This is a genomic window from Anaerobiospirillum sp. NML120449 (assembly GCF_023051105.1).
Classification (GTDB): Bacteria; Pseudomonadota; Gammaproteobacteria; order Enterobacterales; family Succinivibrionaceae; genus Anaerobiospirillum.
Genome location: NZ_JALKIL010000021.1, coordinates 1 through 22,358 on the forward strand (window position 1 = coordinate 1; position 22,358 = coordinate 22,358).

A 22,358-nucleotide genomic window follows, 5' to 3' on the forward strand; every position below is an offset into this window, starting at 1 on the left:
GACCATTCCCGCCCAGCCCAGCCCGCCCCTGACCGTCAGTACCGCCCCTGCTCTGAACAACCGGCCATGCATTACCATTTCCAGGCTGCCCGGCGTTCCATGACAAGGAAAGCTCACAGCTGCCAGACTCACATCGACAAGGCAGCTCACAGCTGTAATGATCGCCAGGACAGGACCAGACGGTCCCGACCACAGTCCATCCTCCTGGACAGGCCTGTGCCCAGCATAATCCTATATCCTGCATGTCCCCATGCCCGGTCCTCACTCATGGGTCAGCCTCAGCAACGGCACCATCGTGGCCCTGATTGCCAGCATCCTCGAGACTCGCTGTGGACCGCAATGGCGTCAGCCCATGCTCCCGTCTTAATGTATGACGTCAGCAAGCAGCGGCTCTTCTGAGCTGTCCGCTTAACAGTCCCGATCTTTTCAGCAGCCGCATCACAACGATCAGACCGACTAAGACGACGGCCCGAATGTCATGCGCTGAAGCAGCTTATGATGCGCTGGAGCAGCCTGGCGCATAGCTGTTGCGCATGTGCCCCTTGGAACATAGCTGATTGACTGGAGAAGCCTGGTGTAGAGCTGATGGCCGCAGGCGACAGGAGGCGCAGCTGCTGTGCTATGGTCAGCGGCAGCTGCTGCATGGCCGCAGAAATGAAAAAGGCTGGTCCATAGGAACCAGCCCCTTTCACCTTTTTCAAGGAGAATGATCATGTCATTTGCTGATTATTCTTCGTCAGCACTCATGGCCTCGAGCTCCTGCTCGGCCTCTTCGGTGGACTTGCCGAACCACTTGACGTGGATCTTCTCGAGCTCACCTGACTCACGAATCTTATCAAGACCGGCATTTAACTTGTCACGCAGCTCTTCCTCGCCCTTACGTACGGCAATACCGAAGGAGTCAATATCTACCTTGAACTCAGGGGCAACAACATCGACCAGGGTATCAAGACCGGACTTGTTGAGGTAGTAGAGGTTTACAGGACGGTCATTAATCAGAGCCTCACAGCCCTTGTTCTGCAGCTCACGCATGGCGTCAGCCTGATCGTTTAAGGCCTTTACTACACCAGGGGATACCTTGTCAGCAAAGGTGTGGGCAGTGGTACCAATCTGTACGCAGATTGGCTTGCCCTTGAGAGCCTCAGTGGTGGTGTACTTGGACTCATCTTCCTTTCTGATTAACATGGAAAGGTTGGAGTCATAGTAGTCATCAGAGAACAGAACACGCTTCTGACGGGCTTCGGTAATGGTCAGACCGGCGATGATAACATCGATGTTACCGGTGATTAAGGAAGGGATAAGACCATCAAATGGCATGGACATCATGGTGACTTCATCACCGTTGGCCTTGGCAATGGCATTGATTACATCAATGTCAAAGCCGATGATCTTGCCGTCCATGTCGATAAACTCAAATGGAGCGAAAGTTGGGTGGGTGCCTACCTTGAGGTTTTCAGCCATGGTCTGGGCAGAGAATGAGGCGGCAGTAATACCGAGAGTTAAAGCCAGCAAAGTCTTCTTAAACATCGACTACTCCAAAAAATGTGGTAATCAAGAAACAGACAGGATCTGTTAGCTGCCTGTTCTGATGCAGGGCCGGATCAGTATCTGACGCTCTGCCTTATGTTATTTTGTTATTTTATGGATTTTATCATTAAGCCGCGATTCTAAGGGCTTTATGAATCTTTTGCTCAAAATTGGTGCTTTAAGATTATACCGACCCCAAAAACGTTCATAAAAGGGGCATTATCCCCCTTTTGCGCAGCTCAGGAGCCCCTGTACTATGCAGCCCCTCCTCCCTTGCTGCCAGCACACAACTGCCCCGCGCCGCACCGGGCTCAGCTGCGACAACATAGCATGACGGCGCTGCGCAGCTGCAGCCCAGTCAACGCTGAGCGCAGGCGCCTTGGCCATGTTGAGGCAGACGCAGGCAGCGCCATGGACGCAGGGCCCAGGGCAGGGAGGACAGCCGCAGGCAGCGCCACGGATTCAGGGCGCTGGGCAAGAAAGACAGACGCAGGCTGCTCCATGGACTCAGGGCGCAGGGCAGGGAGGGCAGCCGCTGGCTGCTTTGCGGGGCCAGGTCACTGGCGCCCGGCGGCGCCAGAACCGCAGGCCTGCAGACACCGTCAGGTTAAGTCGTGCGGATGCGAGCGGAACAGGGATGCACAAATGAAAAAAAACGCAGAAAGCGTGTACCTTCTGCGTTTTTGGGAGTACCTGAAGTCCGACATTAGTGAGGCTAACCGGCCTTCAGGACATTAATATGATGGAAACTGGTTTTTCCGTTGCCCGCACCTGCCGGGGCAGCTGCAGATGTCACTGTCTTAAGCTGCGCCCTGCGGGGTATGCCAGAGGCGCAGGCCAGAGGCTTAGATGATTACCAGACGGCCTTCGATGGCGCCGGCCTGGTCAAGAGCCTCAAGTACGGACATTAAATCGCCTGGAGCCAGACCTACTTCGTTTACGGCACGAACCAGGTCATCAAGAGTGGTGCCGCCGTCAAACTTGAACATACGGCCCTGCTTCTCTTCCACAGCGATGTTGGAATTTGGAACAACAGTAGTACGGCCCTGTGAGAGAGGATTAGGCTGTGAAACCTGAGGATCCTCGTTTACGGTCACAGTCAGACCACCATGGGTAACAGCGACTGGACGCAGACGGACATTGGAGCCTACTACGATGGTGCCGGTACGGGAGTTGACCACGATGCGGGCCTCTTCCTTACCCTCGGTGATGTCGAGGTTCTCCAGGGCAGACAGGAACTCAACGCGCTTTGCAGGGTCACGTGGAGCACTGACGCGGATGGAGACGGCGTCCTGAGCCAGAGCAGAACCGGTACCGTAAATATTGTTGATGGTATCGGCAACGTTCTTGGCTGTGGTGAAATCAGCACGATCAAGATTGAAAGTGATGGAGTCAGTGAGATTGAAGTCGTTTGGAATCTCACGCTCTACGGTAGCACCGTTAACGATACGGCCTACAGTAGGAGTATTAACAGTCACACGGGAACCGTCAGCACCTTCTACACCCAGACCGCCTACTACTAATGAGCCCTGAGCAATGGCGTAGACGTTACCGTCAATACCACGCATCATGGTCTGCAGCAGAGAGCCGCCGCGCAGGGAGTCAGCCTCACCAATGGCAGATACGGTAACATCAATAGTCTGACCTGGCTTGGAGAAAGGTGGCATCTCGGCGTGAACAACTACTGGAGCCACGTCAGAGATCTTGATACTGGTGTTCTCAGGAATCTTGATGCCAAAATTGTTAAGCATGGAGCGGAAGGACTGCTCAGTGAACTTGGAGTTGGACTCACCAGTACCGGCAAGACCAGCTACCAGACCGTAACCTACCAGCTGATTGGAGCGCACACCCTGCACACGGGCAAGGTCCTTCAGGCGCGCACCCTGAGCCGTAGCCAGAGCCACTGCCGCAAGGCAGGCAAAGGTAAATATGTACTTGAAAAATCGCATATCCCGTCCTTGGAAGATATTCCGGGAAATCTGTTATCAGCAGGGCTGCTGCCCTGCATCAATCAGAAGAAGATATTAAAGGCGCTGTTGAAGAAGCGGCTGATTAAGCCACGCTCCTGGGTATTGGCAAAGTCACCGGTGCCACCGTACTGAATACGGGCATTGGCAATCCTCTGGGAGGATACGGTGTTGTCGGAGCTTACATCTTCAGAGCGTACAATACCTGTTACACGAATGTACTCATTGCCATTGTTGAGCATGAGCCACTTCTCGCCACGAACCACGAGGTTGCCGTTGGCCAGAACCTTGACCACGCTTACGGAAATATTACCGCTCAGACGGTTGGACTGGCTGGCATCTGAGTTGCCGGCAAAGTCAGAACTGTTGGTAAGGCCAACAGAGGTATCGTAACCGCCTGCTGTGACTGGTCGACCACCTACTGTCAGAGCTCCAAAGTTGATGGAGTTCTCCTTGCTCAGGTTGGTACCTGCATTCTTGGAGGCAGTGGTACGCTCGTCGAGGGTCACGGAAATAAGGTCGCCTACCTTATGGGCGCGGGTGTCGGTGTATAAGCCATTATTCGACGAATATGGGTTAAACAGACTTCCGCTTGGCACGGCAGTGGTATAGTCTTCCTCAGGTAAGGCCGGGGCAAAGTCAGGATCATCAGGCTGTGGGCCCATGGCATCCATTGCGCAGCCGGTCAGCATAAATGGAAAGACTGCTGCCAGTAAACAAACTCTAATATTCGCCATTACTTCACCATCAAGTTGACATGGCTGCAGGACACACTGTCCTGTCAGATGTAATATCAGGAAAATGACCTGGGATACCCTTTGTGAGGCTGTACGGAACAGTCAAAGCCGTGACTGCCCGGAGCAGATCGGTCCGATCTGTCCTGCCTCAGGCCGCTGCCCGGTCCCATAGTGACCGGACCTGCGTGCGCTCAGGTTTTCTGTCAGCTGCCGGCCTTGAAGCCTGGCAGCGCATGCACCTGAGGATCAGTTCGATTATACGGACTGGATCAGGGAGCCCATCATGGTGTCTACAGTGGTCAGAACCTTGGAGTTCATTTCGTAAACACGCTGAGCCTGAATCAGGTTTACCAGCTCTTCAGTAACCTTTACGTTGGAGGTTTCCAGCTGACCCTGACGGATAGTACCGATACCGTTCTCACCGGCTACACCCTGAATAGGGTTACCGGAGGCAGCAGTCTCGAGGTACAGGTTGTTGCCGATTGGCTCAAGACCTGACGGATTGATGAAGTTGCTTACAGTAATCTGACCAATATCCTGAGGCTGGGCCTGGCCTGCAGTCTGAACGGAAACCTGACCATCAGTGGAGATACTGATGCCGGTTGCGTCCTCAGGAATGGTGATCTGAGGTAATAAGGTTAAGCCCTCGGCAGTTACCAGAACACCTTCCTCGTTACGGGTGAACTGACCGTTACGGGTATAGGCAGTGGTGCCGTCCGGCATTTCAATTTCAAAGAAGCCGTCGCCATTGATTAATAAATCAAGGGTGTTATCGGTGGTCTCTACGTCACCCTGGGTGAAGTTCTTCTGGGTGGCTACTACGCGGGAACCGGCACCGACCATTAAGCCCTCAGGCAGGAAGGCATCAGCAGTGGAACGGCCGCCTGGCTGGTTTACCTTCTGGTAAAGCAGATCTTCGAAGATAGCACGGCTCTTCTTGAAGCCAACAGTTGAGGCGTTGGCGAGGTTATTGGAAGTAACAGAGATATTGGTCTGCTGACTGTCCAGACCAGTCTTACAAATCCAAATTGCTGGAATCATGATTAATAGCCTCTTTAATCAAAGCTTAATAAACGGTTCTGCGCGTCGTCCATCTCGCCGGCAGACTGCATCATTTTTACCTGGGTATCATACTGGCGCTGAATGCGGATAAGGCTAGTCAATTCTTCGACAGGATTGACGTTGGAACCCTCAAGCATGCCGCTCTGTAAAGCTACAGTGTTATCAGCATCCAGGACAGCTCCGTCACGTGAACGGAATAATCCGTCATAGCCCTTTTCAATGGCTCTGAGTTCAGGTTTGACCAGTTTGATGCGCTGGTACTCTTCTACTACATTGGCATCGGCGCCCATTGGCTTGCCGGTGATGTAGCCATCAGAGTTGATATCGATTTGATCAAGTGGAGCAGGGAGCACGATCTGATTACCGTTCTCATCAAGAACATCCAGACCATTTGAGGTGCGCAGCACGCCATCTGAACCTATAGTAAGGCTGCCATAACGGGTATAGGCCTCACCGCCCTGATTGTCGCGAACAGCAATAAAGCCTTCGCCCTGCAGAGCTACGTCCAGAGTACGACCGGTTGTCTGCATGGCACCACCTTCAAAGTTGTAACCAGGCATTTCGGTCATGGCAAAAGCACGAGTAGGGAACGCATTACCAAAGACGCTCATGGCGCGGGTGTTCTCAAACTCAGCCTTGAAGCCTGTAGTATTGGCATTGGCCAGGTTGTTGGAACGCACGGTCAGGGAATGGAAGTTTTCCTTGGCACCGGCCATTGAGACCCATAATAAATTGTCCATAACTCCTCCGGAATTTCACTAGATCACCCTGTATGTAGCAAGGGGTGTGCCACACCGTTAAAACCGCATATATATGCCGTTTATTGAGGGTTAAAAGTCGGATTTTTGAACTGATATTTCATATCTTGCTCAACAGGAATCAGCTCCCGAAAAAAAGCCCCGCATAACCAGGGAATCTGTCGGGAAAAGATATTTCCTGCTCACTTAAACCCTGTACAGCACCCGACGTGCCAGAGCCGCACAAAGCCCCTCTCCAAAGCCACGCCCCACGCAAAAAGCCTATATCTATCGCATTTGTCACCACCACAAAATCACGGCCCCTAAGCAGTAAAACAACAAGATCCCCACCTGTCACAGCTTTCTCCCCGAGATTGACAGCAAACAGACATGGAACTCACAGCAAGCCCCCACAATAAAGCCACCTCCCCAGCCTCTGCCAAAGCTCCGGCCTACCCCCACAAACATGCTCATAACTCTGATAAACAGGCCATTTATTAATAAAGCGTCATATTAAGGACAGTACTCATGGTTATGACAGAGTTACGACAGTTCAAACCAGCCCAGACAGGCAGGCAGGCAGGCCCAATCTCACTGAAAATCATCAAAAATGCAGTAAAAACGACGAAAATCGACCAAAAAATCACGAAAATTCACTGAAAAACGCCAAAAACCCCGCCAAAACCTCAAATTTGCCCCGGCATCGCAAAAGCCCCAGTCTCCCGCAGTTAAATCCTCACCAGTTCCACGCCCATGCTGCCATGGCAGCGCATCTCAGACCATAGCAGACCAGATCCGACCATTCGTGCCCGCATCGCCAGCTCCTTCACCTGCCTCTGAAAAACCAGACAACAGCGCTTCTCAAGCACGCACCAGCCTCACCAGAAGCCTCACCAGAAGCCTGGCCCCATGCACGTGCTCAGAGCACAGCAACTACAGCTTCAAGTGACAGTGAGCTGTACTGAACCAGCAAGTCTATACGCCAGCAATATTGAGCGCAGATCGGATATCCAGGCCAAAGGCGCCGCATTTCCCAGCGACGCATCTCCCTCCCCCACATACCCCAATTCCACAACTTCCACCCCCGTATCCACCAGCCCCGCATCTACCACAGCTCTGCTGCACTAAGTTCAGCCCCTGTAATCCCTATCAGGGCCGCTGCACTTCCTGCAAAACTGTCTTTCACTCAATCACAGACTGCAGAGCGATACTTAGCGAGCATGACCACTGTATGACACTGTCTGACATCGTGCTGTTACGCACGCCGGGAACAGCTGGGAATCACCAGGATCACAGGCGTCAAAAATACAGCTGCTCTGGAGTCACTAATTATTTCTCCCTGCTTCATATTGCTACATTGCTAAATCACGAGTTCCAAGGTCAGCTACTGCATTAATAATATACCTATGAATTACTGTTTTTATAGGATCTAAATGCGGAAACAAGTAAGTCTTACGTCTGCACTTTTTCAGCCGTGAAGCAGCTCTCAGCGCTGTCAGCTTTCGAGCTCTGCCAAGGCTGGCTGACAGCAGCCAGCGCCAGCTCCGCCACAAGCCCCAAACACGAGACTTTTATGGGCCTGTACCCCATTTACCCAAAAGCTGCTGAGCTGAACTGACAAAAACTACAATATTTTGTAAATCATCTCTGTGGATGATGACGGGAGTAACTGCCGCCAGATATCAGCTCAAAGCCGCCGTACAGCACAAAAAGTGAAATTTTCGCTTTTGCAGTTCAGGAATATTTAAATTGAAAAGTGGTGGTTGCAGCCTTCAACAGCTTCATCGGCTTCTACAGCCTCATCACCTGCATACGGTGCGTGCAATTGCGGGCTCATGCCTCTACATAATTCATGTCCTGACGAATTCTGGCAGCAGCTGACTTGTGAAAAGCAAGTGCTAACGAGAACATGATTCTGATGAACCTGCATACAGACTTTGAATGTAAGACATGAATAACAGGCAGTGTGTCTTTCCAGTCTCAGGAACAATGAGACGCTTACTAACATGAGCGGCTCATGGATGAACAGTAATTACGAGCTGAGTAGTAAGTAGATTGAGCGTAATGATCCTCAAGAGCTGATTACAGCAATTGACTCGACGGGATGGGATGCTACGGGATGTGATTGGATGCAGCAGGACGGGACAGGACAGGACGTGACTGAAAATGCTAAGTGTATCAGCCCCGGACATATTGAGATGGTGCTCCTTCTCTGGAAAGCGACTGCTATTTTGTAAAGCACATTGCCCTGTGACGAGCATGGTTTTCAAAGCATATCAGGACGCAACAGTGCTAAATCCAGATCCTGCTGCTACCGCAAATTCAGTAATGTGCTGATATCATGACAGGCTATTTCATTTAACTGCTTACAGTCATGTCGGCGCAGTAAATCTGCTGCTGTTGCTGTTGGTACCTGCAGATGCGACTGTTCAAGGCAATGGCTCAGAGCTGCTGGTGCTTACAGCTGCGTTCTGCTCAAGGCAATGGCTTAGAGCTGCTGGTGCTTGCAGCTGCGTTCTGCTTAAGGCAATGGCTAAGAGCTGCTGGTGCTTGCAGCTGCGACTGTTCATGGCAATGGCTTAGAGCTGCTGGCGATAGCTGCTGCGTTCTGCTCAAGGCAATGGCTCAGAGCTGGTGGTGCCTGCAGTTGCGTTCTGCTTAAGGCAATGGCAGAGTGCCTGGCCAGGCCATGGAGTGGCATGGCAGAGCAGTTGGCCGTAGAGAAATGATGAGATTAAAAGATGGGAAATGTATTGTCTTGCTTATGGACAGGAGGGGGTGAGGTAAGAGAGTTGAGATGAGCTTTGGCTGACGGGATGGGGGTGAAGGAATTGAACAGTTTGAAATTACTGTTTTTCTGGGGAAGGCATAATTGCAAAAGGCCAGCAGAGCTGGCCTTATGCGAGGAGTATTTCCCGTACCGCAGCGCCTCAGGAGCCGGCCTGTAAGGCCATTGTGATGCTCCTGAAATGCTCTGGTATGGAGAAATCTTTTTGTTAGAGGGTAACGCGATTTGCCTTGTCGAATGGCAGCTCACCCAGACCATTAAGATTGAGCTTGGTCTCGGCGATGGTCTTGCCCAGGGATACTGAGGATACAAAACCAAGGCCCTTGGAAGGCAGGGTTACGCTCTGACCCTTGGAGTTGGTGCCGGTTACTTCAATGATGTAACGGCCAGGGTTACACAGGGTGTACTTGCTATCTTCACCATCTGCATCAGGCTTGGAACCATCAGGCTTGGAACCATCAGGCTTGGTGGTGCCGGAATCACCGCCGGTGCCGGTGCCGCCTGTACCTGTGCCGCCAGTGCCACCACCAGCGCTGCCGCCATCAGCAATAACGCCGGACAGCTTCTTATCGCCCTCAGGCTTGGTGCCGTCGGTGGTACCGCCGTTACCATCAGGCTTGGTAGTGCCGTCGCCATCAGGCTTGGCATCTGGCTTGACTGGACCATCAGGAGATAAGATACCCTGCCAGGCATACTTGATTTCACCGGTAAGAGTATCAGCCTTGTCGGTGTATACAACTTCGCCAGTCTGAGCGTCCTTAATGGTCAGCTTAACATTGGAGTAAACCTCGTCGCCGGCATCAATAGACCAGAGAGCAGGAGAGTTTACATTACCGCCAAAGTAGCCATTCTTCTGATCGGTGTAAACGTAAGTACCAATCAGGTTGGTGGCGTTCATGGCAGCAGATGAGCCTACAGCGCCCAGAACGTCGCCCATGTTGGTGTTGATGGAGTTTAAGCTTTCCACCATGGATAACTGGGACATCTGGGTAACCAGCTGGTTGTTGTCAGCTGGCTTGGTAGGATCCTGAGCCTGCAGCTGAGCAGTTAACAGCTGGAGGAAGTCAGCCTGGGTAAGAACCTGATCCTTAACCTTGCTGGAGGCTTCCTTGATAGAACTTTCTTCAGTCTTAATACCAGCCTGACCGTAGTCAAACTTACCGTCACCACCTTCAGGGGCTGGAGTCTGAGTACCACCGGTACGGGCCATAGGAGAAGATGGAACAGGAGCTGTGGTGCTGTTACCTGCCACAGTTGCAATACCGGTGCTTTGGTTGGCAGCTGCTACAGCTGCTGGATTATAGGCGTCAAGTGAACGGTACTTGGCGTCTGATAATGAATTGATAAATGAGCTGGCCATAATAATCCTCGCATTGGCTCGCTGTCTGTCAGTTTTTTACCTTAAGTATTGAGGTATCTGACTGCAAATCTTTGGCGCCCTGACAAAATCAGGCGTCCATACCCTATGTATTCACAATTTATGCCAGGTTTAGCCCTTAAAAACACCACCAGCCACCCCTCATCTGCCACAAGAATCAGCAAATAAATACAAAGCTCGGACAAATGGCTCTAAAAAGCTCATGCCCCGCGTCGGATTTCTATCACCACAGTGACATAACGCTTCATAAAACCGCCAGTATGCCCCGCTCTTGCAGCAGCTGCCATTCAGCCCTGTCTGTGCCCCACTACCCCCTGCCAGCACTTCCTGCACTTCCTGCCCCGCCTGCCCAGATGACCAGGTATGAACTGCAAAACCTGCACGTGCATGCAGGGAATGCCGGGCACTGCCCAGGTCCGGCTGTATTTCCCTGCATCTGAGCAAGCTCCGGAATCTGCAGAGGCTGGTGCAGGTGCTGGTGCGCCAGCGTGGCTGACCGGCAGGCTGAAAACCGTAGGGCCGGTACATGAGAATATTTTGGTTCAATGCTCACCGGAGCCCTTTTAGTCTTATGATGAATCATCACTTATCGTTTTAAGGAGATTATATGAGCGAGCATTTACAGGCCCAGGATGTCATGAAATCCTACCGTCTGCTGGGTATTGGCGCCACCACTCTTATCGGCGCTCAGTATGGCGACGAGCTTGATTATATGGCCGCAGCATGGGCCGGTGTCTGCGATTATGACAAGGGATATGCCGTGGTGGCCGGCAGTCACTTCACCCGCAAGCTGATTGAAAAGTCCGGCCGTTTTATTATCTGCTACCCTACCGTGGGCATTGTTGAGCAGACCATGAAGCTGGGCACCATCTCCATGAATGATGACAAGGACAAGATAAAGAACTCAGGTGCTGAGCTCTTTGAAGCCGAAGGCTTCAGCATGCCGCTGGTAAAGGGCTGTGCTGCCTGGCTTGAGTATGAGGTTATTCAGGACAAACACTCTGACAACCCATATGAGATGTTCTTTGGCAAGTGCGTACGCGCCATGAGCGACTCCCGTGTTTACAGCAACAATCACTGGAACTTTGACCAGGCCCCGGATCACCTGCGCACTCTGCACTATGTAGCCGGCGGTCACTTCTTTGCTATTGGCAAGGAAATCGTACTGCCTCAGTACGAGGAGTAGTCATATCTCCGCCGCCCCGACGCTGCAGCCATCAGGCGCCGCAGCCAGCAGCGCAGCTGCAGGCTACGAGAGCGGCAGCACGGGCCACGCCATACAGCTGCAGCGGCTGCAGCTGGCCGCTGCTGCAGGCGTCCGGGCAGGATTCAGGCCAAAAAAAATCGCTTTGCCCCTGAGGGTAAAGCGATTTTTTGTATACGGAAAACAGGTTGAAAATTACCGGCAACCCATTCACCGAAAAGCTTATAAATAAGCCAGTGAGCCTTGCACTGCTGCTGCACCTGTGGTGCAGAGCATCAGGACGGGCCTGATGTCAGCGTGGGCCTGCGTCACCTGCTGGTGCCTGTGACGGGAGCTCACTTAGTGAAGGGCTGGAAAAAACCTTAGTTCTGGCCCAGACGCAGGGTCTGCAGCAGCATGCTCTTGGCACTGTCAGCTACCTGAACGGCAGTCTGATAGGAACGCTGAGCACTCATCATATCGGCCATTTCCTCAACAGGGTTGATGTTTGGACGGTAGATGTAGCCCTCGGCATTGGCAAGAGGGTGATTTGGGTTGTATTCGGCGATGGCAGGAGCTTCAGACTCGTAGATACCCTTTAAGGATACGCCGATGCCATATGGCTCACCGGTTACCGGATCCATTGGCTCACCCTGCTGCTGGTTACGGGCAATAGCCTCTTCCCAGGCGGCAGAGAACAGTGGACGACGGGCCTTGTAAGTAGTCTCAACAGAGGAACTTACAGACTCGGCGTTAGCCAGGTTGGAAGCGGTAGCATTTAAACGAACGGACTGAGCGTTCATGGAGGTACCGGCAATGTCTAAAATTCTGAAAACACTCATTTTTGCACTCTGAATATTAATTATTCAGCCCGCCACTTTTCTCTTCTCTCTTATATCATCCACTGCCGTATCCTCTAAAGAGCGATATCTCCGGCAGATTTCAATTGCGGTGGCCTGCGCCTTGAGCGCATTATCGCAGTGAGCCTGCAGGCATCCTGCGTTCAGTACATATCTGAAAGGCCGAATTCTGTTTTTAAAAGTGAAAAGGGCTGAAAGCAGATGGAAAAAAATGGTTCCTGAAAAAGAAGAACCGGTTACTGACCGCCTTTTAAGGCGCTTCTGAGCTTGGAAATACGGCCATTGAGGAAGGACAGGGTTGCCTGATACTCAATGTTATTGCTCATGTAGTTCATACGCTCAGTGCTGACCTCTACAGTGTTACCGTTGCCGGTATCAGGCTGGAAAGGATTGCGGTACTTCATGATGATCTTTGGATCCTTTAAGGCATCCAGATCAGAAATATCCATGTGACCGCTGGCAGTCTTGGCCATAGGGGCATTGTTGTTCTGCATCTGATATTTGCCAGCCTCGTGAAGGGCCTCAGCAAAATCAATGTCACGGGCCTTGAAGCCTGGAGTATCAGCATTGGCCAGATTACCGGCCAGAATCTCAGCGCGATTATTACGGACCTTCATAGTGTGCTGATGCACACCAAATACCTGGTCGAAACTAACTGCCATTTAAGTAACCTCCAACGCGTGTCGAATATCAGACACGATTTTGTTTTCCTGACAGTATTACTTCAAAAGCTGTGCCAATCGTTTAGAACAGCATATTTATCAGGTTTCAACCACATTTTTTACCTGTTTTGACACCATAAAATCACATGTCCCAAACAGTGATTTCCCCGCCCGAAAATCCACTGATTTCACCTCCTGCCCTCCCCAAAAAATGCCCTTCTCCCATCGCCCGACAGCATGCATCCGTCCTGAAGGCATTAGAACTGACAACCGTACCCAGTGATGTCACAACAGATCCGCACCGGCTGACGGCGCACAGCACCTGCCCCAGGATCATGACGACAGCCATGCCCTTACCAAATCCCCTGCCAACAGCTCCTTACATCAGTGACTGACAACTATCATGGCCAACATAGCCAACATAGCCAGATAACCATGCCAGGGCGCCTGATCACTGGGCCTGCCCACGCTGAGAGCCGCAAACCTGCTCGCGCTGTCACCTGAACGCCCCATGGTCCAGCGCAGCAAGGCCCGTTACATTCACACTTTCCCGGCCCAACCTGGCATGACCGCGCACCCAGGTCAAATTCCCTACACTCAACTCATGGTAAAAATACTGACAGCCCCCGTGGGGTGCTCAATACAGCACAGCGCAGCAAATCCTTTTGGTCAGAGACCAAACCATCCTGTTCCATGTATGCGGTCAGCAAACGGGACATGAGAGAGCGCTCCATTATCACAGCGCAGCATCTTGTGCAGCTGCAGGGTCATAGGACACCGCAGGAGCGCAACTCAGGCATTGCTGCACACTGAGCCTCCTGTGCACTGTCAGCGCCGCCTGAGAGGCTTGTATGCGCATCTGAGGGCAAGAGAGCCCAGCCATGCAGCGTGTTTGCTCAGCGCGCACTGACGGACCTGCCATGCAGCGTCTGTGCTCAGCGCGCACTGACGGACCTGCCATGCAGCGTCTGTGCTCAGCGCGCACTGACGGACCTGCCAGGCTGTGATATGGGGCTGTCAGCACGCATCAGGGCGCTGTGGCAGCCAGACACGCAGCAGTGAGGTTCTGCTTCCCTGCCGACAGTGCGGTGGCGGCGCGGCGGGCCGGATCAAAATGAGCCCTTGGGGCGGGTTGAGGCAAAAAAAAATCCGGTGCGCGTCTGCGACCGGATTTTTTTTATGTGCCCTCAGGCACGCGGACCTGCAGTCATATTAGGACTGTGGCTTGAGACGATAGGCCAGGCCAGGGTTGCAGCGTACCATTTCGTACTTGTCTGACAGACCCTGGATAGACTCTGATGAACCTAAAATCAGGTAACCGCCTGGGTTTAAGCACTCGGAGAACTTGCCTAAAATCTGGCTCTTAACTTCATTGGAGAAGTAAATGAGCACGTTACGGCAGAAGATAATGTCAAAGCGGCCCAGCAGAGAGTAGGAACCAAGAAGGTTCATCTGCTTGAAGTTGACCATGTTCTTAATCTTGTCGTCAATGCGCATGACATTAGGGTCCTGGGTTGGCTTGAAGAAGCGGGCCTTACGCTCGGCGCTCAGACCACGGGCCAGAGCATGATTGTCATAGTGAGCAAAGCGGCAGCGGTCAAGCATTTCAGGGGAAATGTCGGTGCCTATGATCTGACATTGATCAGGATTGATGTGACCTACGGAATTGGCCTGCTCCTGAACCACCATGGCAATGGAGTAAGGCTCCTGACCTGAAGAACAGGCGGCGGACCAGATACGTACCGGAGTCTTACCGGACTTGGCCAGCTCAGGGAGAATCAGATTCTTGAGTGCCAGGTAAGGGTAGGTATCACGGAACCACAGGGTCTCGTTGGTGGTCATGGCATCGATAACGGCAGAGCTGATGTCCTTGTAGACAGATGGCTGCATGGCGCGGTTGATGAGCTCATCAATGGTAGGCACCTTAAAGCGCAGCAGCAGTGAGGACAGACGGCTGTTTACCAGGTAGTGCTTGTTATCACCGAGCACGATACCGCTCTGCTCTTCGATGTACTGGGCAAAACGACGGTACTGGGCATCAGATACGCTGCGGGACTGTACGGCCAGACGATCCTGAGTAGTAGGCAGAATATCAGGATTACGGGCTGCTACAGAGTCGTAACCGGCCTTCTGGGAGGCAATGGCCAGCTTGGTAATGCCAGGATAGTCAGAAGGAGTGAAGTGAGCACGTTCAGGGCTCTGAGTCTTACGCATAACAGAGGCAACGGCATTGCCGGTACGGTGTGGATACTTTTCCATACGTGCAGCAAGGGAGCCAGGAGCCGGAGCAGCTGGAGTTGCTGCTGAGGCTTGATTTCTGCTGCTGTTAAACAGGGATGAAGCCGGTGTGCTGTTGGCAGTGGTACGTGCTGGGACCGTATTAGAACCGGCGGATCTGCTGCCAAATAAGGATGAACCAGTGGTACGTGATACAAACGAACCCTGGGAGGACTCACCAAAACGATTCTGCGGATTATCGGTCATACAAACCTCAATGACGTGACACTTGCCTTGATGCCCTGACACCATCTGCAAGTGTCCGGCATAAAAAATACTGTAAAAATTCCGGCAGCCTTAAACATGTGCTCTAATCTGTGCTGCGCCTGTCCCAATACAAGACTCATAACTGGGGACTGACAGCACCATGTGCTGTCACAGGCCCCGGGACAGCGCATCTGCGATGCCGGAAGCAGTTATCTGCTGAAAAAATCTGTGCCTGTACTGACCATTATGATGGTCATCAAAGCATACTAACATAACGCCGCAAAATGTGCCCGTTAAAGGTCCGACACCCTGAAAAAAGCTTAACATGACAGTCTGTACTGTCCGGTTTTCCGTCTGTAAGCCTGCAGGACGGCGCTGGTCTGCCATTTACATTGTGGTGCACATCAGCATGGTGCGCAGCAGTCGGCAGTACCCTGAAAAATCTGGTGGGAGCCGTTTCTGAATTCCTGCTTCAGAAAGGGCTGAGAGGTCAGATGGTCTGAAATTTAGACGGACCATGTTCAGATGAGATTCCCCGTGGTGCTGGTATGACATGATGTCATCACCCGTGGTTTCCTTATGAGCTGACCAGAAGAAAACTTACTGATATTAGTTTTTCCCGTCAAAACTGTCATTTTATCCACTTTGTCTTTAACCAGCTCTCACATGAGTGCAGGCGGGAAAAATGACCCCTAGAATATAGCATAAAATGTGGTTATTGCCATATCTAGAAACAAAAGGTGCGGCCAAATTAACAAAAATCACCAGTCACCATTTTTATCGTATTTCCGTGGCAGTTTAAATAAATACCAGGAGGCTGCAAACAAGGTCGTACACACAGGAATATCAGTGCGCTTCCGTACATGTTTGCCATAAACCAGGATCATATGGAAACAGGCAGGCCTTGAAGGGCATTTTAAGGGCATATTTACGGCATATTTACGGGCATTGTAGCAGTTCACACCTGGCAGACGCCTGGCTGTTACTTCCAAAGAGTGTCAATATGTACAGTGGACTTACGCTCTGGTCACCAGTGCCCCGCCTGAAGCACTCATTAAAAACAGCAACTCAGCAGCTCTCGTAAGCTTACCTGTCACATGGCAAAATCAGGTAAAAATAATCAGATTTATGCAAACGTTGTCATACAGGATTAAGGCCGTTTTTACGCACTTTTCAGACAGGGTAAAACACCCGTCAATCCATACTTGCTGCAAAGGAATGGGCCCAGTGCACAGGGCAGCGCAGCACTCCTTCCTGACTTGCGTTGAGATCATGGCCGTCCGAAAAAACAGCCTGGCCAGCCTCAAAATGGCAGCCCGGCTCAGACCATTGGGCCGCCTTGATAATGCCTGATGGGCCGACATGTTCGGGCATGGTGGGCCGCAATGCCTGGGCCTGATGGGCAGCATGGGCTGAGCAAAAACAAATGCTCAACCCGAACGAATCGAATTGAGCATTGCTTGCTGATGCGGCCCTGGGTACGGCAGTCCTGAGGGGCCTTCAGCCGGGTCCTTTTTCAGCCTTGTAATCAGCCAGGTCAGGAGCGCTTGGACTTCATTACACAGTCAGCACCTGATACGCCATTACATACCAGATCAAGGCCCTTTTCTACAGCAGCTGCCAGCTCTTCAGGGTTGAACTTTGGAATAAAGTCGTTGGCACCGGCCTTGGACACCATCGACTGATTAAACACACCTGACAGAGAGGTATGCAGAATTACATACAGATCGCGCAGGTGAGGGCTGTTGCGGATATTGGCACATAAGGTGTAGCCGTCCATTTCCGGCATTTCAACGTCGGAAATAATCAGGCTTAAAGTATCCTTGATGGAGTGACCGTTTGATGCCAGCTCATTGAGCAGAGTGAGGGCCTCCTTACCGTCATGAGCCTCAATAACATCGACACCGATCTCAGTAAGAGCGCGTTTAACCTGCTTAAGAGCGATCTTGGAGTCATCAGCAACCAGAACTCGAGTACCCTGAGGAACGGTCAGACGCTTGATGGCGTCAGACTCGAGATCATTACCAATAGGAGTGATTTCGTCGAGAATCTTCTCAACGTCGAGAATTTCGATGAGCTCGTCATCCACCTCGGTAACAGCGGTCATGTAGTTGGAGTGACCGGCACCTTTTGGAGGAGGCATGATCTTGTTCCAGTTCATGTTGATAATGCGCTCAACATTGGATACAAGGAAAGCGTGAGTAGAGCGGTTGTACTCGGCAATGATTATGTAGCACTTCTCGTAATTCTTTGTAGGGCGGCCGCCGATGGCGTAGGCTAGATCGATTACGGAGAGAGTGTTGCCACGGATGTGAGCAACGCCAATAACAAACTGATGCAGACGTGGCATTACGGTCAGGCGTGGGCAAGGTAAGACCTCGCGAACCTTGAACACGTTAATACCATAACGCTGTGACAGACCGGATAATCTGAAGAGCAGAAGCTCCATTCTGTTCTGACCAACCAGCTCGGTAAGCTGATTGACTTTGTCCATTACGCCAGCCATTTAATTCCCCTTACTTTGTGAAAAGTCCCGGCAAGACTGAAAACTGAAAGTGGTGCTGATACCACCGAGGCAAGAAAAACTGCTCAAATGTCATGCGACAGCGCCTGTGCAACAGCATTTAAAAAAGCACATTACGCAGCGTCTTAAGAAAAGCTGTGCCAGGAAAAAGGCAAATCATGTGGCACCTTAATCCGGCACATCCCGTTGTGACGGGCTCAAAAAGGAAATCACATCCAGCTGTGTTGACCGTAAAAGGCTCACTGAGCCAGCTGAGCACTTAAGATTGTGTCAGCAGTTTTATGATCCGAGCCTGCTGGCTCCCAGGGTTCTGGATAGATACAAAGAAACTTAATGATACAGTTTCCCGGTTATTATAGCGATATAATGCCCCAACTCTTGCGCAAAATGTGCAAAAAAGTACGTTGTCGCTCAAAAAGACGCCGCATTATCCCCTCAGTCTCACTGAATTACCCTCAAATCTACACCAGCAATATTCAGCTTCCCCCCATAATAATCTGAAAATATCCCGGCACTACAGCCTCGCAGCAAAACAGCAGACAAAATCCTGCCCTTCAGCACTGCAGAAAATCAGCAGACAAAAATCCTGCCCTTCAGCACTGCAGAAAATCAGCAGACAAAAATCCTGCCCTGCAGCACTGCAGAAAACCAGCAGACAAAATCATACCCTCAGATCAGAAAAAGCATACCCAAAGGAAGGAAAGTCACTCTCCAGCATCATAACGGAACGCACCCGCCACCTTGCTGCCATCTGGCTGCTGCCAGACCTCTCCTACAAGCGCTCCGTTCCCAAAGCTGCCCTCTCCCTTACCGGATAACCTGCTGATCTGCAGGCTGGGCTGTGCAAGGAAGAGCCAGGTTATGGGGGGATGGTCAGGGCCGTACTTAAACGCATGGGACAGGCAAAGAGCACAGCGTGGAGGTAAAACACTGCATGCATCAAGCAATGACGTGCACCGCAGCCATGGCAGGAAACGGCGTCCAGACCCGAGACGGTGTCCAGACCTGAAACGGCGCTCAGGCATGAAATGGCACAGTGGTCTGGGGCAGTGGTCTGAGGCAGCGCTCTGGCGCTGACCTTTGCACGGGAGCAATTAACAGCGTACCAGTCCCCATCATGGGCTGTGCCATGAGCGATGACCTGGGCCACTGTAATGGTATGTGACTTGACCATGAGCAACGGCCATGCCCTGCAAGGATGTGGGCCGGCCGGGCCGGATGGCCAGGCGGGGCAGTCCTGTCTGGGATGGCTGGCTGCCGGGGTGAAATTGCGGGCATAAAAAAACCGCCATGCCTTGGTCAGCACTGCGGTTCTTTTATTGGAGGGTAAACAGAGGGCACTGCCTGCCCAATGTGACCGTTAGAAAAGCTTGTTTAAAGAGCGCTCGGAAGCAATAAGCTTGTCAGCTACGCGATTAAAGTCGAACTTGAGAGTACCGTTGTCGTACTGCTGCTTGAGCGCAGCTACCTTGTCGTAATCAATACCGTCGGAGCTTCTGGCAATATCAGCTGCCTTGGAAAGTGTCTTGGCCTTCTCGGTAAAAACTACGTCGTCAGTGCCTGGGGCGGTGGAAGAAACTTTTCCTTCGGCCTTTGCATCCTGGGTAGTAGCTCTACGGGCACGAGCCACATTCTCGGGCATGGCCTTAATCGCATTATCAAATAAGATGTCGATTGCCATGTTGTTATCCCTCTTTCAATAAAATTCTTGCAATTTAAAGCCTGGAAAGTCTTATCTGCAAGACTTTTCCTGCATTGTATCAGATCTGCTGCGATTGCCCGGACTCTGGGCAATAAATGATCACACTCGTGACAGTAATCCTGTCGTATCTGATGCCTCACTGGATGAAACATCCAGATAAGACAGGAATACATGATTGAAAGATATAATCTTTCTTCTCTCTTAATTATCATCGAGGCGGGTGCTGCAGACTCTGAAACTTGCCGGGCTTAAGCCCTTTAAGATGCAGGCTGCTGCATTGAGATGTGATTTTCATTACATCTCTAACCTTTGCTTTATGTAACGACAGACGATCGGTTTTCTGCAGCCCCCGAGCAAAAAATTTTTTTGCCCCCGATCACAAAGACTTAACTGGTCTCCCTTAAGGCTGACAAAAAACCTGTTTTCGTCAGTGTTCGTGTGTAAGCACAATGTAAAAATCCTGTTTATATGCACTCCCTGAATTGTGCACCAAATTGGGTACGTTTTGGCTTTTATGCCATATTCATACTGATAAAAAGGCTGATTACAAAAAATAATAGATACAAAAACCCTCATTTTTACATTACAAAATCCCCACCTGATCAATGTGAAAACGCTTACCAGCCCCTTCATATTTTTACAGACCAGGTAAAAATTGTGCTCCCCATATGTATTTTTGATCCTGGCAATTCCCGGCACCTGCACTGGGAACAGCCAGGTATCGGTCCATCAAAATTCACCTCAGGCCGCAATTACAGGCCGATATGCATATGCAGCCTGATCTGGGCTGCTGCCCTGCAATGACAGAAAATCCGGCTTACCACTTCTGCCAGTGAACTGCAGGCTCTCGTGTCCTGCCGTACATTGCAGCAATGGAACACATGAACAGCTGAATATGTTTTAGAAAGGATTAATACAGGCTCTAAAACAGCATCTGGGGAAAAGTAAAGCATTTTTTCGGCACTAATCTCTACATATATGCAGCGTACCAGTGTGAGGCGCCAGCTCCCACATCATGACGTTCTGCCGCATAAATAAGCCTGTTTTACCGCCCGCTGCTTTCCTGGCAGGCGCCCGCGCCATATTTTTCCCAGATGCGTTTTGTGCTGTTTTGCAGAGCATTATGCAGGGCGCCATGCTGATTTATATGCCGCTGATAAAAGCTTACGCTTGAGCTATTTCCCTTTTATTACTCTGTCTGTTTTAAATCCAGTCCCGGCCCCTGCCCTGTACGCGACTTATTACTTCTTGTCCCCTAAGGCCGTCATATCATTGCCTGCTTTTGCCTGCGGCCTGCTTTTGTACCCCCAAAGGCTTTCTTACCTGTACGCGGCTTTCAGCCCTTTTACATGATATCAGCGTCTGTTATCTGTTACCTGCCTTACGGCATCAGCTCTGCTCTCACAGGCTCAAATGATGACGGCCCGCCTGATGGTCAAATCAGACGGGCCGTCATTTACATCTCATGGAGCCAGACGGCTCTTTACAGCCATGGCCATGGCCATCCCGGGCCTGCTCTTTACAGCCCGGGCCACCCGGGCTCGCGCAGCATATTCCTGGGATACTGTCAGGGAGGAAACTCTGGATGAGCTCCCTGCCTCAGTCCAGGTCCCATGGCACAGGTTAAGGGCCATGCTCTGGCGGCATGGAACAGGTTAAGGGGCATGCTCTGGCGGCATGGCGGACTGGCGGCATGGCTGCTAGAAAATTACCTGTACTTCGGCCGGGGCTGATACTACGGCAGAGACTACCTTGTTGGACTTGAGGTTGCGCACTCTGATGGACTGATTTATGCCGCCATCATCAAGAGCCAGACCAGTAGTCTTAAGAGCAAGGCCGTGGCTGCGGGCTACGATGCTGACCTTGTCATTCTTGCATACCACGCAAAATGAGTTGGAGCGGATCTGCTCGCCTTCCTTGACATCACGCTTGAGACGGCTGCCTACCAGGATGTTGGGATCAGATACGGCTGTGGTCAGATTGGTCTCTTCATTGAGATAAATGGTACGCAGATCTGAAGAGCCAATGACAGAACCACGGGTCAGATTACGTGAGGCTACCAGGGCCGGAGTCAGAATGGATACCTTGACCGGTACAAAGATGGAATACTGATTGTCAGGCTGAGAGCAGGTAATCTTTACCTGAGAGGTGCTCTTGATTTCAGAGCCCTTGAGTTCGGCTGTCAGATAATTGGTGCAGCGGCCACCGTAGCTGCGGCGCTCATCGAGCTTACCGGCACGCACTTCAATTTTCTTGTCGCCATAATCCTGATGTTCAAACTGAGCCAGGATGTACTGCTCGGCAACGGTACGCAGGAATTCTGCTTCCTGAGGAGTAGCATGAGCTCCTGAGACGCTGGCAAGCAGCAATGCCGGAATCATGACCAGGGCACGTGCACCTCTGAGTGCTCCAGCAAACAGGTGGCCGGCCTTCATTTTCTCGGTAAGCATCTTTAAGGCGTTTAGTGGCCTGTTATGACGCATGGCAAGGATCTCCTCTTATTGAGCTGTTGCAGCACATACTATCAGAAAAAGCAGCATACTCCCCAGCTGCCAAAAGCCTATGATAAGCCTTTTTGCTTATCAGTTCCTTAGCAAGATGCACATGCTCCGGCATGGACACCACGCATCCCCACATGCAGTGGCACATCGCTCCGACATTGACACCGTCACAGCTCCACATGCAGTGGCACATCGCTCCGTCATTGACACTATCACAACCTCACATGCAGTAGCACAAGGACCATG

General features: G+C 51.5%; 14 protein-coding genes. 2 read left to right on the forward strand and 12 right to left on the reverse strand.

Features of this window, described 5'->3' with window-relative positions; genetic code table 11:
- Positions 1 to 726: 726 nt before the first annotated feature.
- The 6 genes from MXE41_RS07245 to MXE41_RS07270 all read right to left on the reverse strand — a co-directional run bounded on the left by MXE41_RS07245 (position 727) and on the right by MXE41_RS07270 (position 10,178).
- A complete protein-coding gene (locus MXE41_RS07245; protein WP_247100024.1) occupies positions 727 to 1,527 on the reverse strand; it encodes a basic amino acid ABC transporter substrate-binding protein in 801 nt (266 codons plus the stop codon).
- Between the two features lie 845 nt (positions 1,528 to 2,372).
- Positions 2,373 to 3,476 (reverse strand): flagellar basal body P-ring protein FlgI, encoded by a 1,104-nt coding sequence (locus MXE41_RS07250; RefSeq protein WP_247100025.1) that lies wholly within the window; start codon positions 3,474 to 3,476, stop codon positions 2,373 to 2,375.
- Between the two features lie 62 nt (positions 3,477 to 3,538).
- Entirely contained in the window at positions 3,539 to 4,231 is a 693-nt protein-coding gene (gene flgH / locus MXE41_RS07255) for a flagellar basal body L-ring protein FlgH (RefSeq protein WP_246977318.1), read from the reverse strand.
- Positions 4,232 to 4,486: 255 nt separating this feature from the next.
- Positions 4,487 to 5,272: a flagellar basal-body rod protein FlgG gene (gene flgG / locus MXE41_RS07260; protein ID WP_246977317.1), complete on the reverse strand. Its 786-nt coding sequence runs from the start codon at positions 5,270 to 5,272 to the stop codon at positions 4,487 to 4,489.
- A 14-nt stretch (positions 5,273 to 5,286) separates the two neighbouring features.
- Complete coding sequence (locus tag MXE41_RS07265) at positions 5,287 to 6,033, reverse strand: flagellar basal body rod protein FlgF (protein WP_246977316.1); 747 nt, start codon at positions 6,031 to 6,033, stop codon at positions 5,287 to 5,289.
- Positions 6,034 to 9,026: 2,993 nt separating this feature from the next.
- Positions 9,027 to 10,178: a flagellar hook capping FlgD N-terminal domain-containing protein gene (locus tag MXE41_RS07270; protein WP_247100026.1), complete on the reverse strand. Its 1,152-nt coding sequence runs from the start codon at positions 10,176 to 10,178 to the stop codon at positions 9,027 to 9,029.
- 625 nt (positions 10,179 to 10,803) lie between these two features.
- Between MXE41_RS07270 and MXE41_RS07275 the strand changes: the two genes are divergently transcribed.
- Positions 10,804 to 11,382 carry a flavin reductase gene (locus MXE41_RS07275; RefSeq protein WP_247100027.1) on the forward strand — a complete coding sequence of 193 codons (579 nt, stop codon included), beginning with the start codon at positions 10,804 to 10,806 and terminating at the stop codon, positions 11,380 to 11,382.
- Positions 11,383 to 11,762: 380 nt separating this feature from the next.
- Here the strand turns inward: MXE41_RS07275 and flgC are convergent, their stop codons facing one another.
- From flgC to MXE41_RS07295, 4 genes are all read right to left on the reverse strand, one after another.
- Positions 11,763 to 12,221 (reverse strand): flagellar basal body rod protein FlgC, encoded by a 459-nt coding sequence (gene flgC, locus MXE41_RS07280; protein WP_246977313.1) that lies wholly within the window; start codon positions 12,219 to 12,221, stop codon positions 11,763 to 11,765.
- 254 nt (positions 12,222 to 12,475) lie between these two features.
- The gene (flgB, locus tag MXE41_RS07285; protein ID WP_246977311.1) at positions 12,476 to 12,901 is read right to left on the reverse strand and encodes a flagellar basal body rod protein FlgB; all 426 of its coding nucleotides are present in this window, start codon (positions 12,899 to 12,901) and stop codon (positions 12,476 to 12,478) included.
- Between the two features lie 1,212 nt (positions 12,902 to 14,113).
- Positions 14,114 to 15,385, reverse strand: coding sequence for a protein-glutamate O-methyltransferase CheR (locus MXE41_RS07290; RefSeq protein WP_247100028.1), 1,272 nt, complete (start codon positions 15,383 to 15,385; stop codon positions 14,114 to 14,116).
- A gap of 1,537 nt (positions 15,386 to 16,922) precedes the next feature.
- Positions 16,923 to 17,891: a chemotaxis protein CheV gene (locus MXE41_RS07295; protein WP_247100029.1), complete on the reverse strand. Its 969-nt coding sequence runs from the start codon at positions 17,889 to 17,891 to the stop codon at positions 16,923 to 16,925.
- A 407-nt stretch (positions 17,892 to 18,298) separates the two neighbouring features.
- Between MXE41_RS07295 and MXE41_RS07300 the strand changes: the two genes are divergently transcribed.
- Positions 18,299 to 18,727: a hypothetical protein gene (locus tag MXE41_RS07300; protein WP_247100030.1), complete on the forward strand. Its 429-nt coding sequence runs from the start codon at positions 18,299 to 18,301 to the stop codon at positions 18,725 to 18,727.
- Positions 18,728 to 19,269: 542 nt separating this feature from the next.
- Here MXE41_RS07300 and flgM read toward each other — a convergent pair.
- Entirely contained in the window at positions 19,270 to 19,590 is a 321-nt protein-coding gene (gene flgM, locus MXE41_RS07305) for a flagellar biosynthesis anti-sigma factor FlgM (protein ID WP_247100031.1), read from the reverse strand.
- A 1,721-nt stretch (positions 19,591 to 21,311) separates the two neighbouring features.
- Entirely contained in the window at positions 21,312 to 22,094 is a 783-nt protein-coding gene (gene flgA / locus MXE41_RS07310; RefSeq protein WP_247100032.1) for a flagellar basal body P-ring formation chaperone FlgA, read from the reverse strand.
- Between the last annotated feature and the right edge of the window lie 264 nt (positions 22,095 to 22,358).

Excerpts from the sequence above, each read along its gene's own strand:
- flgM (WP_247100031.1), bottom strand. The coding sequence starts at position 19,590 with ATGGCAATCGACATCTTATTTGATAATGCGATTAAGGCCATGCCCGAG.
- MXE41_RS07270 (WP_247100026.1), bottom strand. The coding sequence starts at position 10,178 with ATGGCCAGCTCATTTATCAATTCATTATCAGACGCCAAGTACCGTTCA.
- flgA (WP_247100032.1), bottom strand. The coding sequence starts at position 22,094 with ATGCGTCATAACAGGCCACTAAACGCCTTAAAGATGCTTACCGAGAAA.
- flgG (WP_246977317.1), bottom strand. The coding sequence starts at position 5,272 with ATGATTCCAGCAATTTGGATTTGTAAGACTGGTCTGGACAGTCAGCAG.
- MXE41_RS07250 (WP_247100025.1), bottom strand. The coding sequence starts at position 3,476 with ATGCGATTTTTCAAGTACATATTTACCTTTGCCTGCCTTGCGGCAGTG.
- MXE41_RS07275 (WP_247100027.1), top strand. The coding sequence starts at position 10,804 with ATGAGCGAGCATTTACAGGCCCAGGATGTCATGAAATCCTACCGTCTG.
- flgB (WP_246977311.1), bottom strand. The coding sequence starts at position 12,901 with ATGGCAGTTAGTTTCGACCAGGTATTTGGTGTGCATCAGCACACTATG.
- MXE41_RS07295 (WP_247100029.1), bottom strand. The coding sequence starts at position 17,891 with ATGGCTGGCGTAATGGACAAAGTCAATCAGCTTACCGAGCTGGTTGGT.
- MXE41_RS07290 (WP_247100028.1), bottom strand. The coding sequence starts at position 15,385 with ATGACCGATAATCCGCAGAATCGTTTTGGTGAGTCCTCCCAGGGTTCG.
- MXE41_RS07245 (WP_247100024.1), bottom strand. The coding sequence starts at position 1,527 with ATGTTTAAGAAGACTTTGCTGGCTTTAACTCTCGGTATTACTGCCGCC.
- MXE41_RS07265 (WP_246977316.1), bottom strand. The coding sequence starts at position 6,033 with ATGGACAATTTATTATGGGTCTCAATGGCCGGTGCCAAGGAAAACTTC.
- flgC (WP_246977313.1), bottom strand. The coding sequence starts at position 12,221 with ATGAGTGTTTTCAGAATTTTAGACATTGCCGGTACCTCCATGAACGCT.
- flgH (WP_246977318.1), bottom strand. The coding sequence starts at position 4,231 with ATGGCGAATATTAGAGTTTGTTTACTGGCAGCAGTCTTTCCATTTATG.